The sequence below is a fragment of the Bradyrhizobium sp. SZCCT0153 genome, from assembly GCF_018129995.1.
GTDB classification, from domain to species: domain Bacteria; phylum Pseudomonadota; class Alphaproteobacteria; order Rhizobiales; family Xanthobacteraceae; genus Bradyrhizobium; species Bradyrhizobium japonicum_G.
The window spans coordinates 780071-797003 of sequence record NZ_JAFCKS010000001.1 but is presented as its reverse complement, the minus strand read 5'-3'; the positions used below and the strand labels follow the sequence as shown (position 1 = coordinate 797003).

The window sequence follows — 16933 nt, the reverse complement described above, 5'->3', positions numbered from 1 at the left end:
TAAAAAGCTAAAGCACGATGACTTGATCGCGCATTAGCGCGGCAGCAAATTCGTCTTCGCTAGATCGAGCACCTCGTCGCCGCGGCCGTTCATCACCGCGCGCAGCACCCAGAGGCTGAAACCCTTGATCTGCTCCGGCGTGATGGTCGGCGGCATCGACAGCTCCTGCTTGGCGGTGACGACGTCCAGCAACGCCGGTCCGTTGTGGGCCAGCATCTCCTTCATAGCATCCGGGAGTTCGCCGGGATCCTCGACGCGCTTGGCGAAAATACCCATCGCGCGCGCCATCGCGGCGAAATCGGGATTCTCCAGATCGACATTGGTGTCGACGAAGCCCGCCGCCTTCATCTCCAGCGCGACGAAGCCGAGCACGCCGTTGTTGAAGACGACGATCTTCACCGGCAGCTTCATCTGTGTCAGCGTAATTAGATCGCCCATCAGCATGGTGAAGCCACCGTCGCCGGAGAGCGAGATCACCTGCCGGCCAGGCTGCGCGGCCTGCGCGCCGATCGCCTGCGGCATCGCATTGGCCATCGAGCCGTGCACGAACGAGCCGATCAGCCGGCGGCGGCCGTTCATGTCGAGATAGCGCGCGGCCCACACTGTGGGCGTCCCGACATCGGCGGTGAACACGGCATCCTCGGACGCATGGTCGCTGATGACTTTCGCAAGATATTGCGGATGGATTGGCTTGGCTCCCGGGGTTCCCCTGGCAAGCGAGTCCAAGCCTTCGCGCGCTTTCCTGTAATGCGCGACTGCATCGTCGAGATGCTTGCGCTGCGTCTTCTTCCTCAACAGCGGCAGCAGCGCCTCGATGGTGAGCTTGACGTCGCCGACGAGTCCGAGATCGATCTTGCAGCGCCGCCCGAGATTTTCCGGACGAATGTCGATCTGCGCGATCTGGCAGTCGGTCGGGAAGAACTGCTTGTAGGGGAAATCAGTGCCGAGCATCACCAGCGCGTCGCAGGCGTGCATGGCGGCATAGCCCGAGGAAAAACCGATGAAGCCGGTCATGCCGACGTCGTAGGGATTTTCGTATTCGACATGCTCCTTGCCGCCGAGCGCATGCACGATCGGGCTCTTCAGGGCTTCCGCAAGCTGCATCAGCGGCGCATGCGCGCCGGCGCAGCCGCGGCCGCAGAACAGGGTGATCCGCTCGGCGCCGTTCAGCAGTTCCGCGAGCGCCTTCAGCTCACACGCCTGCGGCACGACCTTCGGCGCCGACAGCGCAAGGCCGCGTGTCGTCGATAGCGCGCGCTTCGGGGGGCTACGGAAAGCGACGTCGCCCGGCATGGCGACGACGGCGACGCCGCGCAGACCCACGGCCGCGCGGATCGCATTCTCCAGCACATAAGGAAGCTGGCTCGGGTCCGAAACCAGCTCGCAATAATGGCTGCACTCGCGGAACAGGTTCTGCGGGTGAGTTTCCTGGAAATAGCCGCTGCCGATCTCGGCCATCGGGATCTGCGCGGCGATCGCCAGCACGGGCACGCGGCTGCGATGTGCATCGAACAGGCCGTTGATCAGATGCAGATTGCCCGGGCCGCAGGAACCGGCACACACCGCAAGGCTCCCGGTCATCTCGGCCTCGCCGGCAGCAGCGAAGGCCGCGACCTCCTCATGCCGGACATGGATCCATTCGATGGTGCCGCGGCGGCGCAGCGCCTCGGTGAGGGCGTTCAGGCTATCCCCGACGATGCCGTAGATGCGCTTGACGCCGGCCTGTTCGAGCGTTGCCACGAACAGATCGGCTACGTTGTTGATCGCCATGTCGGTCTCCTGATCTCGCGAGTGCGGCAAGATAGGATAAAGCGCGACCGTGACGGCATCACGGCTTGTTTATTGCGGGCTCAGTCTTTCGCAATCGCCCGATCGTAGGCCGCAATCGTCAACTTCGCGCGAGCGGCAACATCCGTTGCCGTCATGCCGGGCTTGTAGAGGCTGGAGCCGAGCCCGAACGCCGTCACGCCGCCCTTGATGTACTCCGCAAAATTCTGGTCTGAGACGCCGCCGACGGCGGCGATCATCACACCGGCCGGCAGCACGGCGCGGATCGCGGCGATGCCGGACGCGCCGAGCACGCTCGCCGGAAAGAACTTCAAGCCCGATGCGCCGGAGCGCGCCGCAAGCAGCGCCTCGGTCGGCGAGAACACGCCCGGCAGCGTCACCATGCCGTGCTGATGCGCGCGCGTGAGCACCTGCGTATCCACATTCGGCGACACCATGAGCTTGCCGCCGACATCGTTGAGACGATCGACATCCGCGGCGGTCAGCACCGTGCCGGCGCCGATCAACACGCCGGCCGGCGCCAGTTTCGCAGCGGTGGCGATCGAGCGGAATGGATCGGGCGAGTTCAGCGGGATCTCGATCGCGGTCATGCCGGCCTCGATCAGCACGCCGACGATGGCCTCGGTCTCCTCCGGTTTCACACCGCGCAGGATCGCGACCAACGGACGCTTCATCGGCGGAAAGGGAATGCTCATCTCAAGGGTCCTTCTATGTGGTCCAGATCGACGCAGCCGCCATCGACAGGCCGCGGCGGACCGCTTCATCCGCATCGACCGGCTGCACTGCGACCGACAGTGCCTCGAAGGCGTGCTGGTACAGCATCGCGAGCCGCCCCGAGGCAATCAGCGTGATGCCGGATTTCGGCACAGCGCCGGAGAGCCCGGCCGCCAGTTCGACACCGATCAACGTGCCCGACAGCGTCTCACGCGCTGCAGCCGGCGTGCCGCCGAACAGAAGCTGACGCGACCGCGCGCCGAACAGGAGATTGGCCGCGAAGGCAGGCGCCTTGAATGCAGCGATTACCGCCGCCTTGAAGCTCGTGACATCTTCGGCATCATCGGCGCCGGCGACCGCGAGCGACAGAATCGTCTCGCGCGAGACCACGCTGAAGAGCTCACCCGTCATGAACGTGGAAAAGCGCTCGACCGTGCCGTCGGTCACCCGCACCCATTTCGAATGCGTGCCGGGCATGCAGACGAGCGCCTCGCCTGCGGCATCGAGACCGAGCGCGCCGAGCAATTGCGTTTCCTCGCCGCGCATCACGTCAGGCGCGCCTGCATCGCGCTGGGCGATGCCGGGCAGGATGCGGATGTCGCGCGCTTCGCCCGGCACGCGCGCTGCCTGCTTCAGGACGGCAGAGAGTGGCGCCGGCGTGTCGACATAGCCCGCCTCGACCCATCCCGTGCGGGCGCCGGCCATGCCGCAGACGAGAACCGGCAGATGGCCCGGCGCATCGACGGCGGCAAGATGCGATTGCAGCACGGCAGCGAAGCCGGCCTTGGCCGCCGCCAGCATGCCCTCATCGCTGCGGCGCTCGGCCAGCACCTGACCGGTGCGATCGACCAGCCAGAGCCGAAAGCTGCTGGTGCCCCAGTCCACCGCGAGATAAGCGGGTTCGGTCATCTCGAAACTGTCCTCGTCTCATCGACAAGACACCGTCTCGCGACAATGAGACGAGGCCTTGCAAATCCGCCCCGGGATATCGGCTATTGCCGCCACAAACCAGCGATTTCTCACCGGCCCGAGGGGCACTCCGCGCTGGCACACGGCTTGCTCAAGTGTCCCCGCTCACGTCCGTGAACCGCGCAACAAGACGCGTCAACATCAGATGAGGAAACCATGGAGATCGGGTATTTCACGATGCCTTCGCATCCGCCGGAGTGCGGCCTGAAGGAAGGAAACGACTGGGACCTGCAAGTCATGCGCTGGCTCGACGAGCTCGGCTATCTGGAGGCCTGGGTCGGCGAACACCACACCGCACCCTGGGAACCCAATCCCACGCCGGATCTCCTGATCGCGCAGGCGCTGATGCAGACCAAGCGCTTGCGCATCGGACCGGGCGGCTTCCTGCTGCCCTATCACCATCCGGCCGAGCTCGCCAACCGCGTCGCCATGCTCGACCATCTCTCCGAGGGCCGGCTCAATTTCGGCGTCGCGGCCAGTGGCCTGCCGAGCGACTGGGCGATGTTCAACGTCGACGGCATGAGCGGGCAGAACCGCGACATGACCCGCGAGGCGCTGGAGATCATCCTGAAGATGTGGAGCGATCCCGCGCCCTGGACCTACAAGGGCAAGTTCTGGACGGTGACCAAGCCGGACACGATGTTCGACTTCCTCAAGCCGCACATCAAGCCGCTGCAGGCGCCGCATCCGCCGATCGGCGTCGCCGGGCTCTCGAAGAACTCGGACACGCTGAAGCTTGCCGGCGAGCGCGGCTTCATTCCGATGAGCCTCAACCTCAATCCGGCCTATGTCGGCAGCCATTGGGACTCGGTCGTGGCGGGCGCCGCCAAGACCGGCCGCAAGCCGAACCGGCAGGACTGGCGGCTAGTGCGCGAGGTGTTCGTCGCCGACACCGACGAGGAGGCGTGGAAGCTCTCGACCGGCGACATGATGGGCCGGATGATGGGCGAGTACTTCCTGCCCCTGCTCGGCCATTTCGGCTTCAAGGACTATCTGAAGCACGCGCCGGACGTGCCCGACAGCGACGTGACGGTCGAATATTGCGCCAAGCGGAACTGGATCGTGGGCTCGCCCGCCACCGTCGCCGAGAAGATCGAGAAGATCTACGAGGAGGTCGGCGGCTTCGGCGTGCTGCTGGTGTTCGGCTTCGACTACAAGCACAAGGCGGAAGCCTGGCATCACTCGCTGTCCCTGCTGAAGAACGAGGTGCTACCGCGCCTGAAGCATCTCGGCTCCGCGCGCAAGGCGGCTTGACCGAAGGCGGGTGCGGCGCGATCGTGCCGCACCCGCAACATTTCGGAGATTTCGGCGTGAGCGTCGACGCAAAGGATTTCAAGCAGGCGATGCGCCAATGCGCCGGCGCCGTCGCGCTGGTTACGGTCGGCGCCGAGCACGGCAAACGCACGGGACTGACGGTGACGTCGGCCTGCTCGCTGTCGGACAATCCGCCGTCCCTGATCGTCTGCGTCAACCGCAACGCCAGCGCCCATGCGCGCATCCGCGAGGAAGGCGCGTTCGCCATCAACTTCCTGCACGAGGATCATGCGCTGCTGGCGCTGACCTTCAGCGGCCAGAAGGGCGTCAATGGCGACGACCGATTTGCGTTCGGGCAATGGACGCGCGGGACCACCGGCGCACCGGTACTGACCGACGCCGTCGCCGCCTTCGACTGCATGCTGGCGCAGGAGTTCGAGACCGCGACGCATTCGATCTTCGTCGGTGAAGTCCGCGGCGTGTCGTACGGGGCGGAAGCGACCCCGCTGATCTATCTCCGCAGCAGCTTCCACACGCCGCGCGAGATGCGCGGCACCGTGACGGTCGGCGACCTCGATTCGCGGCATCTGAGCTGGAGCGATTTCTCCTAAAGAACGGCGCCTACTGCGCCGCCTCGATCTTCATCGCTTTGATCTTGCGATACAGCGTGGCGCGGCTGAGCTTCAACGCACGCGCTGCCTCGGCGACCCGGCCGCCGTGCTTGCGCAGCGCCTCTGCGATCGTCGCGCGTTCGGCCGCTGCGAGATCGGGCTCCGCTGCTCTTCCGCCGAACGGCGGCAGATCGAGGTCGGCGTCGGTGATGACGCGATCCTCGGCCGTGCAGCCGGCGAGCCGCAACACGTGGCGGAGCTGGCGCATGTTGCCGGGATAGGGATAGGCCGAGAGCAGCGACCAGGCCTCGTCCGAGAGACGGCAGTCCGGCGCTTCCTCGCGCGCGATCTGCCGGATGATATCGTCGCGGTCGACGCGTTCGCGCAACGCCGGGAGCCGCACCTCCATGCCGCGCAGACGGAAATAAAGGTCGGCGCGGAAGGCGCCCTCCTCCGCCATGCGGCCGAGATCGCGATGGGTGGCGCTGATCAGGCGGATGTCGACCGGCACGGGCTTGAGCGCACCGAGCGGCCAGACCTCGCGGTTCTCCAGCACGCGCAAGAGGCGCGTCTGCAGCGCGATCGGCATGTCACCGATCTCGTCGAGGAAAAGCGTGCCGCCGTCGGCCTGCACGATCAGGCCCTTCGAGCCGTCGCGCCGCGCGCCGGTGAAGGCGCCGGCCTCGTAGCCGAACAGTTCGGCATCGATCAGGCTTTCCGGCATCGCCGCGCAGTTCAGCGCCACATAGTTGTGGCGCGCGCGATTGCTGGCGGCGTGAATGGCGCGGGCGAACACGTCCTTGCCGACGCCGGTCTCGCCATGCAGCAGCACCGGCAGATTGTGATCGCCGATGCTCCGCAGCCGCTTCACGCTCTTGATCAGCTCGGGATCGCGACCGGCAAGCCGATGCAGCGCGTCGAAGCGATCGACAGCGACGTCACGATGCTGCGTGGACGGCCGTACCCGCAGCGGCGGCGCGACATGGCCGTGCCCCAGCGGACTGCCGTCGGCCCGGCGCAACGCGACGATTTCGTCCGCGTTACGTGCGGGGTGATCGAACTTGATGTAGCGTGACAGATCGATGCCGGCTGCGATCAGGCCGTCGGTGAGGCCCAGCAGAGCGCGCGCCGATCGGCAGGCCCCGACGATGCGGCGATCGTCGTCATAGGCGAGCAGACCGCTTCCGCCGTCGCCCGGCACGGTGGCGATCCAGGCGTTGCGGAAATGACCGCGGAAGATCACGCCCTCCATCCGCCGCGTCGCCTCCATCGTCACCGCGAGCGCGAGCTGGTGCGCGGCCCGCTCGAGATCCTCGCGGCAGGAGGTGATGTTGATGGCGCCGGCAAGACGTCCGGCCTGGTCGAACAGCGGCGCCACCGCACAGGAGAACATGTGCCACTGCGCACGAAAATGCTCGTCGCGATGCACCAGGATCGGCTTCTGCTCGGCAAGCGCCGTGCCGAGCCCGTTGGTCCCCTCAAAGGTTTCGGCAAAGTTCGAGCCGGTATAGATCTTCCAGTCCATGAACATCTTTGCGTCGGCCTCGCCCGGCAGACGGCTGAACAGCATGGTTGCGTTGACATCCGCCAGATTGACGCAATAGCCGGCGTCGCGCAGCACGCGGGCGAGGTCGTCGAGCTCGGGGGTAACGAGCCTGATCGTCTCCTCCATCGGCTCGGCAACATGCCGGACCTCCGCCTCGGTCAGCGTCTGCGGCGGGCCCTGGCGGGCGGGGTCCAGCTTGTGGCTGATCAGGCAGCGCCGCCATGAATCGGCAATGCGCGAAGAGGCATCGACGTCGGCCACCTGGTTGGCGACGGACAAGACACGGGCGACATGGTTCGAGGCCGAAAGGCTGGCCATCGCGGACGTCTCCACCCTGTATTATTGTGCAAAGTCTGGCACCACAGGCGGGGATGTCAATCGGGAACCGAAAACGCGGCTATTGCTGCACTGCGCTCACCACGTGTCGATGCAGGGCCGCTTCTTCTCCGTCCGCACGGGCGGCTTCGGCACAGACCTTAGCCCCGCCATGATCCAGCGCCGCGTTTCCGCGGGATCGATGACGTTGTCGATCTCGAACACCGAGGCGATCGAGACGGCCTTGCCGTTGGCATAGAGCTCGGCGACCTTGTTGCGATAATAGGTCTCGCGCTCGTCGGGATCGGCGATCGCTTCCATCTCCTTGCGGAAGCCGAGGCGGACATAGCCTTCGAGACCCATGCCGCCGAACTCGCCGGTCGGCCAGGCCGCGGTGAAGAACGAGGCGTGGAAGCCGCCGCCGATCATCGACTGCGCGCCCAGCCCATAACCCTTGCGCAGCACGATGCCGAACAGCGGCACGGTGAGACTCGCGCCCGTGACGAACATGCGCGAGACGTGACGGACGATCGCGGTCTTCTCGGCCTCGGGGCCGACCATGAAGCCGGGCGTGTCGCAGAGCGAGACGATCGGCAGATCGAAGGCGTCGCAGAGCTGGAGGAAGCGCGCCGCCTTGTCGCCGGCATCGGCATCGATCGCGCCGCCGAGATGACGTGGATTGTTGGCGATCAGGCCGAACGGCTTGCCCTCGATCCGGATCAGCGCGGTGATCATGCCGACGCCGTAGTCGCGGCGCAGCTCCAGCACGGAATCCTTGTCCGCGACGAGATCGATGACGCTGCGGATGTCGTAGACGCGCAGGCGGTTCTCGGGGATCGCGCGACGGAGCAGGCGCTGGTCTGCGGCGTGCCACTCTGTCACCGCGCCCTGGAAATAGGACAGGTATTTTTGCGCAGCGCGCGTCGCCTCCTCCTCGTCCTCGACGAGAATGTCGATGACGCCGTTCGGTGACTGGAACGAGACCGGGCCGACCTCCGCCGGATGATAGACGCCGAGGCCGCCGCCCTCGATCATGGCGGGGCCGCCCATGCCGATCGAGGCATTTTTCGTGGCGATGATCACATCGCAGCAGCCGAGCATCGCGGCATTGCCGGCAAAGCAATAGCCGGAGACGATACCGATCACGGGCACGAGACCCGACAACCTCGCGAACTGCACGAAGGACGGACCGTCGAGGCCGGTCATGCCGAGCCGATCGGTATCGCCGGGCCGACCGCCGCCGCCTTCGGCGTAGAACACCAGCGGCACGTGCCAGTCTTCCGCGAGCGTCAGCATGCGGTCGATCTTCTTGTGGTTCATGTGGCCCTGCGTGCCCGCGAGCACGGTATAGTCATAGGCCACGACGATGCAGCGCCCGCCGTCGGGACTGAACTTCTCCGCGTTGACGGTCGCGACGCCCATCACGAGACCGTCGGCCGGCGTGTTCTTGACGAGATCGTCGAGCTTGCGCCGGCGCCGCTGCGCCGCGATCGCGAGGCTGCCATACTCCATGAACGAGCCGTCGTCGACGAGCTGGGCGACGTTTTCGCGCGCGGTGCGCTGGTTGGTGTTGCGGCGGCGCTCGACCGAGGCCGGGCGGTTCTCGTCGAGCGTGTTGGCCTGGCGCGCGATCATTTCGGCGAGATCGGGACGGATGTGATCGAGATCGATGTCGGCTTCCGCCGCTGACTGATCAGCCGCGACGTCGAGCGGCTCGAGGTAGAGGATCGGCTCGCCGTGCAGCAGCGTGACGCCGTCGCCGGCGACGAGCTTCATGACGCGGCCGCCCTGATCGGCCATGACCAGATGTTCCATCTTCATGGACTCGATCACCGCGAGCTGCTGGCCCGGGCGCACAATCTCGCCTTCCTTCACGTGGATGGTGACGACGGTGCCTTGCAGGGGTGCGGCAACCATCACCGCGCCTTCGGGCACCGCTTGTGCGACGTGAGCTTCGGTGCCGTGACCGCCGCTTCGTTCGGTCGGGGCGAAGGAGAGCGGTTTGGCCGCGCCATCGGCCGCCTCGACCAGCTTTGCAATGTTGCGATCGATGAAATCGGTCGCGATGCGGTTGGTCCTGAAATCTGGATGCGCGAGCACCGCCTGGAGGAAGGCGATGTTGGTGACGACGCCGTCGATCCGGAACTCGCGCAAGGCGCGCGAGGCTTTGGCCACGACGTCATGCCAGGCCTCGCCCGGCGTATGCACGATGACCTTGGCCAGCAGCGAGTCGAAGGCAGCACTGGTCTTGTAGCCGGCGTAGCCAAAGCTATCGACACGGACGCCCGGCCCCGACGGCGGTTCGAACACGGCCAGCTCGCCGCCGGTCGGATGGGTCGCACCCGTCTCATCCAGCGTTTCCATGTTGACGCGGAGCTGCATCGCAAAGCCGCGCGGCTTCGGGATGGACCCCTGCGCCAGGCCGAGCGAGGCCAGCGTTGCGCCGGCGGCAACCGCAAGCTGGGCGCGGACGAGGTCGAGCCCGAGCACCTCTTCGGTGACGGTGTGCTCGACCTGGAGCCGCGGATTGGCCTCGATGAAGGCAAAGCTGTCGTCAGCGGCGCCGTCGACCAGGAACTCGAACGTGCCGAGATTGTCGTAGGACGCGGCCGCGGCAAGCTGCTTCGCTGCCTCGATGATGCGGCCGCGCAGGGAATCGCTCAGCGACGGGCTCGGTGCCACCTCGATCAGCTTCTGGTGCCGGCGCTGAATGGTGCATTCGCGTTCCCAGAGATGAGAGATCGCGCAATGGCGATCGCCGATGATCTGCACCTCGATATGGCGCGCCTGCCGGATCAGGCGCTCGGCATAGACGCCGTCGAAGCCGAATGCCGCCTTGGCCTCGGACTGGCAGCGCGCATAGGCCTCCGCGAGATCGGCGGCGCTCTCCACCACGCGCATGCCGCGGCCGCCGCCGCCGGCCATCGCCTTGATCACGATCGCCGCGTTGCTGCCGAGCGAGGTGAAGAACGCCGCGATGTCCTCCAGCGAGGAAGGGCCGCTGGTGCCGGCGATGATCGGCACACCGCAGCGCTTTGCCAGTTGCCGTGCCGCAACCTTGTCGCCGAACAGTTCAAGCGCCGCGGCTTTCGGTCCGACGAAGGCGATGCCTGCGTCGGCGCAGGCCTTTGCGAACGCAGCGTTCTCACTGAGGAACCCGTAGCCGGGATGCACGGCGTTGCAGCCGGATGCCATTGCCGCCTTGACCACGGCCTCGATGTCGAGATAGGCCCGCGCGCCGCGGCCGGGGATTTCGACCGCTTCATCCGCAACGCGCACATGCAGCGACAGCGCATCATCCGCGGGGTGAACCGCGACCGTCGCGATGCCGGCATCGGCTGCCGCACGCGCGATGCGGATGGCGATCTCGCCGCGATTGGCGATCAGGAGTTTTTTGAACGACATGCAGCGTCTCCATGCCCGCGAGCCGGGGCGCGGGTCGACAGGCCCGATAGTTCTGCTTCGTCACTTTAGCCGAGGCCGTCAAGGGCAAGAACGCCGGCCACGATGACCGCTCCCGTCGGCCGGAATATCAATCGGCCGCGCGCGAGGTGATGAGGCGAATAATCCGCGCCACGGCACACGGGATCGGCGCGACGACGGGGACATTGAACATCGGCTGAAGCTGGCGCGCGGCTTCGCCCAGCGGCCCGCCGCCGATGACGACCGCCCCGGCACCATCGAGGGCGATGCAGGCCTCGACCGCGCCGGCAAGGGCTGCGCGTAGCCGCGCCGGATCGCGCATCAGCTCTTGCGGATCGCCGTCGGCGAAACGGGCGCCGGTGTAGCGCGCTTGCAATCCCAGCGCGTCCGGCAAGGCGTCGATCTTCGCCCTGAGCATTGGCGTCGTGGTCGCCACACCGAAGCGGCGGCCGTTCTCGGCGGCTGCCAGCATCGAGGACTCGCCGATGCCGACCGCCGGCAGCTTCACGCTGGCCTTGATCCCGGCCAGGCCGGGATCGCCGAACGCCGCGACGATGATGCCGTCGCATGCGTGCCGATGTGCCTGCGCGATCTCCAAGACTTCAGGCGCAGCCGCGTCCAGCGCATCCGGCGTCACGATCATCGACGACGCCCGCGTTGCCGTGGCGCCGACGACGTCGAAACCGTCCGCGGCGGCGGACGTCGCAATGGCGACCATCATCGCTGTGGTCGCCTCGGTGCTGTTCGGATTGATTAGTAGGATGCGCGCGCGTCCACGGAGGTGTTGGCCCATCCCCCTGCTATACTAGGCCGCCCGCACTCCCGCAACGAAGGTGCTGACCTCGTTTTCCAGCGATTGCAGCTTCTGCGACAGCCGGCCGCTGGACTGCAGAACGAGGCCGGCGACCTGGCCGGTTTCCGCAGTGGCGTCGGTGACGCCCGAGATGTTCTGCGAGACCTGATCGGTGCCGGCGGCCGCCTCCTGCACGCTATGGGCGATCGCCTGCGTCGCGGCGCCCTGCTCCTCGACCGCGGCCGCGATCGACGAGGAGATCTCGTTGACCTCCATGATGGTCTTGCGAATGCTCTCGATGTTGCCGACAACCTGATTGGTTTCGGCCTGGATCGCGGTGATCTGCGCACCGATCTCGTCGGTCGCCTTTGCGGTCTGGCTCGCCAGCGACTTGACCTCGCTCGCGACCACGGCAAATCCCCTGCCGGACTCGCCCGCACGTGCCGCCTCGATGGTGGCGTTGAGCGCGAGCAGATTGGTCTGCGAGGCGATCTGGTTGATGAGGTCGATGACCTCGCCGATCTTGTGCGCGGCCGCGGCCAGCCCCTGCACGGTATCATTGGTGCGCTGACCGTCGGCGGCGGCCTTGTCGGCCACGCTCGCAGCCTGTGCGACGCGCTGGCTGATCTCGGTGATCGAGGACGACAGCTGCCCCGCGGCGGAGGCCACCGTCTGCACGTTGCTCGAGGCCTGCTGGCAGGCGGTGGCGACGATGCTCGCGCGATCGGTCGCCTTGTTCGCGGTCTCCGACATGCCCTGCGCGGCCTGCTGCATTGCGCGCGCTTCGTTGAAGACCTCGCGGACGACGGCCTGAACGCTCGCCTCGAACTTGCCGGCAAGGTCGGTCATGGCCTTGCGCTTCTCCTCGTCGGCCCTCTGCTTCAGTTCCTGCTGCTCGGCATGCATCCGCCCCACCGCCGTCGCATTGTCCTTGAACACGGCGAGCGCCTTGGCGAGCCCGCCGACCTCGTCGCCGCGGCCGGTGTAGGGCACTTCGAACGCGCCGTCGCCCGCGGCGAGGCGCTCGGTCAGCGCGGTGATCCTGGCCAGCGGCCGGGTGACGCTGCGGCCGATCACGAAGGAGGCGCCGAGCACGAGCGCCAACACCACGAGGCACACCAGTGCGAAAGTCATCGCATCCTGACGGAAGACGGCATCGACGTCGTCGAGATAGATGCCGGTGCCGATGATCCAGCCCCAGGGCGCAAAGCCCTTCACATAGGAGATTTTCCCGACCGGCTGGTCGAAGCCGGGCTTCGGCCAGAGGTAGCTGTAGAAGCCCGCACCCTGCTTGTTGACGACGTCAACGAAGCCCGAGAACAGCCGGTTGCCCGTCGGGTCCTTCATGTCCGAGAGATCCTTGCCGTCAAGCTCGGGCTTGATTGGGTGCATGATCATCTTCGCGGCCATGTCGTTGAGCCAGAAATACTCGACCTTGTCGTAGCGCAGGCTTTTGATCTCCGCGATGGCGGCGGCCTGGGCCTTCTCGCGCGGGAGTTTGCCCTCGCTCTCGAGCTTCTGGTAATGCGCCAGGATGCCGTAGCCGACATCGACCATATGCTGGGTCTTGGCCTGGCGGTCGGCGATCATCTGTGCGCGCAGGGTCGAGAGCGCGATCGGCGCGAGCGCGACCATGCCAAGGAGGCTGATGCCGACGATCAGGACCAGCTTGAAACTGATGCGGGAGAAAAACATCGATGCTCGCAGAATTGGAAGGGTGATATGCAAGTTTATCCCACGCCCCTTAGCAAAGCTTTAAGCATTCGGGTTCCCGGCCTCCGCAAATTGCGGCGGGGATGCTGCCGTCCTACTGCGCACGGCGCCATAGGCTCGCGAAGCCGGATGCATCCGAGATGCGAGTTCTTCAAAACTAGAAGAGCTCGATATCGCCCCTCCGGGCGTTGACTTGCAGGAGGCTCTGGCGGAACGATCGGCGCAGATCATCAGCGCCAGCTGTGGCGTGAGCGCAGCCGGAGGCCAGAGGCTCAATGCATCAATCGACATCGACAGGGTCCCTCGACCTTCCCGCGCTCGGCGCGGCGGAGCGGCTCTTCATCTGGGGATTTCGGGCCAAGGCCCGCGGCGGAAGCGCCGTTCCGACCGCGACCGACATCCAGCAAGTGTACGACCACTTTCGCGTGGGCGATGCCGTGCCCTCGCTGGAATCGATCATCGAGATCTTTGCCTGCACGGCGCATACGGCCATCGAGGTGCATTGCCCGACTTGTCCGCGCATGTCCGACAGCGAGCACGGACTGTTGCGGGCGATCGCCGCGGCACAGCAGCAGCGTGTCGACGTCGCGCGCGAGCAGTTCGAGTCCTGGCTGCCGCCGGTCGGCGCCGACTGGGCTCTCGCGCCTGTGCGCGGGCTTGCAACGATCTTCCGCATGGCGGGTCTCATCCTTCCCGACCGGCACGTTCCGTCTTTCGATCATGAGCGGACGATGGCGATGAAGAACTGGCTGGTCGGCAGCCCCACGTTGCACTGACAAGGGCGTTCATGATGCAGGATGCATGCGGCCTTGTGCCTGTCACGGAAGCCGGCCAGCCGCGGCACTGTCCGCTCCAGACCGCACTGTCGTCGCGTCCATGCGTCGAGAACTACGATGATTTTTGCCGCATCGCGCTGTCGCTGCTCCGGTTCATCGGCGCGGCCTATGCGACCGGCGCTTCCGACTGCTGGGAGGCTGCCTATCGCTTCGCCGACGAGGCGCCTGATATCGCCGACAGCCCGCTGCTGGTGGCGCGGGCTGCCGCGCTGGTACGAATCCTGCGCAGCGGCCGGCCGTGCGAGCTGTGCTTCATGCCGCCGTCGTGCCGGCGCCTGTCGAAGGACGAGGCGGAGTTGATGCGGCTGTTGGCGGTCGCGCGCAGCAGGCAGCCTGGCGAGCTCAAGTCCGTGGTCTGCCAGTTCGTCGGCAACGAGAACGAGATGGCAACGACGCGGGCCTTCGACGCGCTTGCCTGCTGCTGAAGCTTCGATGGGTTCTACTCGCATCCAGATCCGTCTTGCGACCTAGCGGGCCTTCTTGTCGAGCATCAGGTCGATCGTGTGGGCGGCGATCTTGCGCAGCTGGGCTTCGTCGCCGAAGGCACGTTCGATCACGGCGAGACCGCGCGTCACGGTGATGATGTGCAGCGCTGCGGCCGCGGGATTGCCGCTGAACTCGCCGCGCACGGCGCCCGCCGACAACGCGTCCTGAACCAGGGTGGTAATGCGCGAGATCAGGCTGGCGAAAGCCTCGCGCGCGTCCTCGTCGAGCCCCTCGCCTTCGACCGCGCCGAGCTCCATCAAGCCGCGCGTGGTCGGACACCCCCGCGGCGGCGAGCCCGAGCGGAAGTTCGTGATGGTGAGGTCGAAGAACGCGGCGAGGCGCCTTCGCAACGAGCCCGCGCCTAGCGCCTTTTGCAGAGCCAGGAGATATTCGCCGGCATAGCGTTCATAGGCCTGGAGGAACAGCGCCTCCTTGCTGCCGAAGGCATTGTAAAGGCTGCCGCGCTGAACACCGGCGTCGCGGGCGATGTCCGACAGCGACGTGCCGCGCACGCCCTTGCGCCAGAACTGGTCGAACGCGATGCGCAGGACATCGTCGTGGTCGAATTCGCGCGGCCTCAACGTTTGCTCCACTGTCCGGCAATGCCGGGCTTTCACCATAATTGACACGATGTCAAAAATATGGTTTCTGGACATCGTGTCAAAAATAGATCGGGATTGATAGCCCGTTTTGTCGATGGGCCGAACCGCCGGCACGGACCATGCGGCCGGTCGGGCCCGCATGCAAAGGGATCAGCTCATGCCTCTCCTCCACATCTCGATGCGCGCGGGGAAACCGGACGCCTACCGGCAGGCGATCCTCGACGGTCTCTATCGCGCCATGCGCGAGGCGCTGAATGTGCCCGAAGGCGACGAGTTCATGACCATCAGCGAGCTTGCGCCGGCAAACTTTCGCTGCGGCAACGCCTACGGCGTCGAGCGCAGCGACGACGCCGTGCTGATCCAGATCACCGTGTTCGCCACACGCACCGCCGAGCAGAAGAAGGCCCTGTACCGGCGGATCGCCGAGCTGCTCGGCGAGAGCCCGGGCATCCGGCCCGAGGACGTGTTCGTGAACGTGCTCGACGCGCCGGCGGAGAACTGGTCCGTCGGCCACGGCCTCGCGCAATTTGCGTGAGTTTGCCGGGCCTCCGAACATCCTCTTGAGAATTGCCGGCCGGCAGGGTCTGATAGGCCGCGGAGTAGACCTCCGCCGAGCCGAACCCGGGACCTGAACGGCATGACCATGTCGGTCGAGCAATTGTGGAGTGCGCGGGGAACCATCCGTCGCGCGCTTCGATCTACCCAACGCGCGAAGCTTTGCCACCGCGTTCTGCAAGATCTGCAGCAGCCCGATGCCGCATTTGACCCGCAGCGGGCGCGAAGCGATCATCCACGCCGGCGCGTTCGACGAGCCGCTTGGTGCGACACCCGACCGGCATGTGCAGTGGACCTCGCGCGCGGAGTGGTACGTGCACGGCGATGCGCTGCCGGTCGAGGGTTGAAGCGTCGCGCGATTTGACCGGGCACATCGGCAATGGCGTGAACTGCGCTACTCATTCCGCAACGCACGCCGCCATAATCTCGTCGAGCTCCGCCTTCGGGAGCACACCAAGCTCGGCGATGAAGACGATCCGCGCGCGCGGCACGCCCGGCGTCGGCGCCTCGCCCGGAGCGAGCGTCGCGCGGCCGGCGGCGAATTGAAACACCATCTGGCGTCCGGGCTGCTCGACCGTCTCAAGCAAGCCTTTTGCGCGGGCGAGTTTTGGAGCAAGGCGGCCGATGGCCTGCTGCAGGCGAGGCAGCGAGAGCGGCTGGTCCGAGGTCCAGCTCAATGTCTCGAAGCGCTCCTCTGCCGGCCGCCGCGGTCCCGGCTCGCGTAACGCGGGCGTACGATCGGCGATCGCGGGGAACAGCAGCGCGGACGGAATCTCGCCGTGCTTCGCATCGACCACCACGGCAGGGACGCGCTGCGCGCGAATGGCCTCGCGCATCCGCCCAGCCGCACCCCCGCCCGCCAGATCCAGCTTGCTCAATGCCACGATATCGGCGACTCGCAATTGCGAGCGCTGGAGCGCATCGTCGAGGGCAGCCGTCGGCGTCGCTGCATCCATCACGCACAGCACCGTCTCCAGCGGCGCCTCGCGCAGGATCACGGGATCCATCAGATTGCGGACGATGTCGGCGGGATCGGCGACGCCGCTGGTCTCGATAACGATATAGTCCGGCTTCGGATCGCGGCGCAGCAGCGTCGAGAGCGTGCGCAAGAGATCGCCTTCGAGCGAGCAGCAGATGCAGCCATTGGCGAGACTGACCACGCCGTCGCTGGCGCCCGCGATCAGCTCCGCATCGATGTTGATCGCGCCAAAATCGTTGACGATTGCGGCGATCCGCCGTCCCTCCGCGTGCGCCAGCAGATGGTTGACGACCGTGGTCTTGCCCGCCCCCAGAAAGCCCGTGACCAGGAGAACGGGGACCGGCATGGG

15 protein-coding genes are annotated in these 16933 nt (G+C 66.3%); 6 read left to right on the top strand and 9 right to left on the bottom strand.

What is annotated here, in order from left to right; all coding sequences use genetic code 11:
• Nucleotides 1-33 precede the first annotated feature (33 nt).
• The 3 genes from poxB to JQ572_RS03980 all read right to left on the bottom strand — a co-directional run bounded on the left by poxB (nucleotide 34) and on the right by JQ572_RS03980 (nucleotide 3411).
• Nucleotides 34-1770: a ubiquinone-dependent pyruvate dehydrogenase gene (gene poxB / locus JQ572_RS03990; RefSeq protein WP_211381654.1), complete on the bottom strand. Its 1737-nt coding sequence runs from the start codon at nucleotides 1768-1770 to the stop codon at nucleotides 34-36.
• Between the two features lie 80 nt (nucleotides 1771-1850).
• Nucleotides 1851-2483 (bottom strand): 2-dehydro-3-deoxy-6-phosphogalactonate aldolase, encoded by a 633-nt coding sequence (locus JQ572_RS03985; protein ID WP_211381653.1) that lies wholly within the window; start codon nucleotides 2481-2483, stop codon nucleotides 1851-1853.
• A 13-nt stretch (nucleotides 2484-2496) separates the two neighbouring features.
• A complete protein-coding gene (locus JQ572_RS03980; RefSeq protein WP_211381652.1) occupies nucleotides 2497-3411 on the bottom strand; it encodes a 2-dehydro-3-deoxygalactonokinase in 915 nt (304 codons plus the stop codon).
• Nucleotides 3412-3627: 216 nt separating this feature from the next.
• On the opposite strand from JQ572_RS03980, the gene JQ572_RS03975 reads away from it, so the two are divergent.
• Nucleotides 3628-4725 (top strand): LLM class flavin-dependent oxidoreductase, encoded by a 1098-nt coding sequence (locus JQ572_RS03975; RefSeq protein WP_211381651.1) that lies wholly within the window; start codon nucleotides 3628-3630, stop codon nucleotides 4723-4725.
• A gap of 56 nt (nucleotides 4726-4781) precedes the next feature.
• The gene (locus JQ572_RS03970) at nucleotides 4782-5336 is read left to right on the top strand and encodes a flavin reductase family protein (RefSeq protein ID WP_211381650.1); all 555 of its coding nucleotides are present in this window, start codon (nucleotides 4782-4784) and stop codon (nucleotides 5334-5336) included.
• Between the two features lie 10 nt (nucleotides 5337-5346).
• Here the strand turns inward: JQ572_RS03970 and JQ572_RS03965 are convergent, their stop codons facing one another.
• From JQ572_RS03965 to JQ572_RS03950, 4 genes are all read right to left on the bottom strand, one after another.
• Complete coding sequence (locus tag JQ572_RS03965; protein ID WP_211381649.1) at nucleotides 5347-7200, bottom strand: sigma-54-dependent Fis family transcriptional regulator; 1854 nt, start codon at nucleotides 7198-7200, stop codon at nucleotides 5347-5349.
• A gap of 96 nt (nucleotides 7201-7296) precedes the next feature.
• The gene (locus tag JQ572_RS03960) at nucleotides 7297-10602 is read right to left on the bottom strand and encodes an acetyl-CoA carboxylase family protein (RefSeq protein WP_211381648.1); all 3306 of its coding nucleotides are present in this window, start codon (nucleotides 10600-10602) and stop codon (nucleotides 7297-7299) included.
• A gap of 127 nt (nucleotides 10603-10729) precedes the next feature.
• Entirely contained in the window at nucleotides 10730-11413 is a 684-nt protein-coding gene (locus JQ572_RS03955) for an aspartate/glutamate racemase family protein (protein WP_211381647.1), read from the bottom strand.
• 12 nt (nucleotides 11414-11425) lie between these two features.
• Nucleotides 11426-13108, bottom strand: coding sequence for a methyl-accepting chemotaxis protein (locus JQ572_RS03950; RefSeq protein ID WP_211381646.1), 1683 nt, complete (start codon nucleotides 13106-13108; stop codon nucleotides 11426-11428).
• Between the two features lie 293 nt (nucleotides 13109-13401).
• Between JQ572_RS03950 and JQ572_RS03945 the strand changes: the two genes are divergently transcribed.
• Together JQ572_RS03945 and JQ572_RS03940 are read left to right on the top strand one after the other, a co-directional pair.
• Entirely contained in the window at nucleotides 13402-13902 is a 501-nt protein-coding gene (locus JQ572_RS03945) for a hypothetical protein (RefSeq protein WP_211381645.1), read from the top strand.
• Between the two features lie 11 nt (nucleotides 13903-13913).
• Nucleotides 13914-14387, top strand: a complete 474-nt coding sequence (locus tag JQ572_RS03940) for a hypothetical protein (protein WP_211381644.1) — start codon at nucleotides 13914-13916, stop codon at nucleotides 14385-14387.
• Between the two features lie 42 nt (nucleotides 14388-14429).
• Here the strand turns inward: JQ572_RS03940 and JQ572_RS03935 are convergent, their stop codons facing one another.
• On the bottom strand, nucleotides 14430-15029 hold the full coding sequence (locus JQ572_RS03935) for a TetR/AcrR family transcriptional regulator (protein ID WP_211381643.1): 600 nt from the start codon (nucleotides 15027-15029) through the stop codon (nucleotides 14430-14432).
• 178 nt (nucleotides 15030-15207) lie between these two features.
• On the opposite strand from JQ572_RS03935, the gene JQ572_RS03930 reads away from it, so the two are divergent.
• Together JQ572_RS03930 and JQ572_RS34980 are read left to right on the top strand one after the other, a co-directional pair.
• Entirely contained in the window at nucleotides 15208-15585 is a 378-nt protein-coding gene (locus JQ572_RS03930) for a tautomerase family protein (protein ID WP_211381642.1), read from the top strand.
• Nucleotides 15586-15802: 217 nt separating this feature from the next.
• Complete coding sequence (locus tag JQ572_RS34980; protein ID WP_249128814.1) at nucleotides 15803-15952, top strand: GFA family protein; 150 nt, start codon at nucleotides 15803-15805, stop codon at nucleotides 15950-15952.
• Nucleotides 15953-16003: 51 nt separating this feature from the next.
• Here the strand turns inward: JQ572_RS34980 and JQ572_RS03920 are convergent, their stop codons facing one another.
• Nucleotides 16004-16930 carry a CobW family GTP-binding protein gene (locus tag JQ572_RS03920; RefSeq protein WP_211381640.1) on the bottom strand — a complete coding sequence of 309 codons (927 nt, stop codon included), beginning with the start codon at nucleotides 16928-16930 and terminating at the stop codon, nucleotides 16004-16006.
• Nucleotides 16931-16933: the final 3 nt, after the last annotated feature.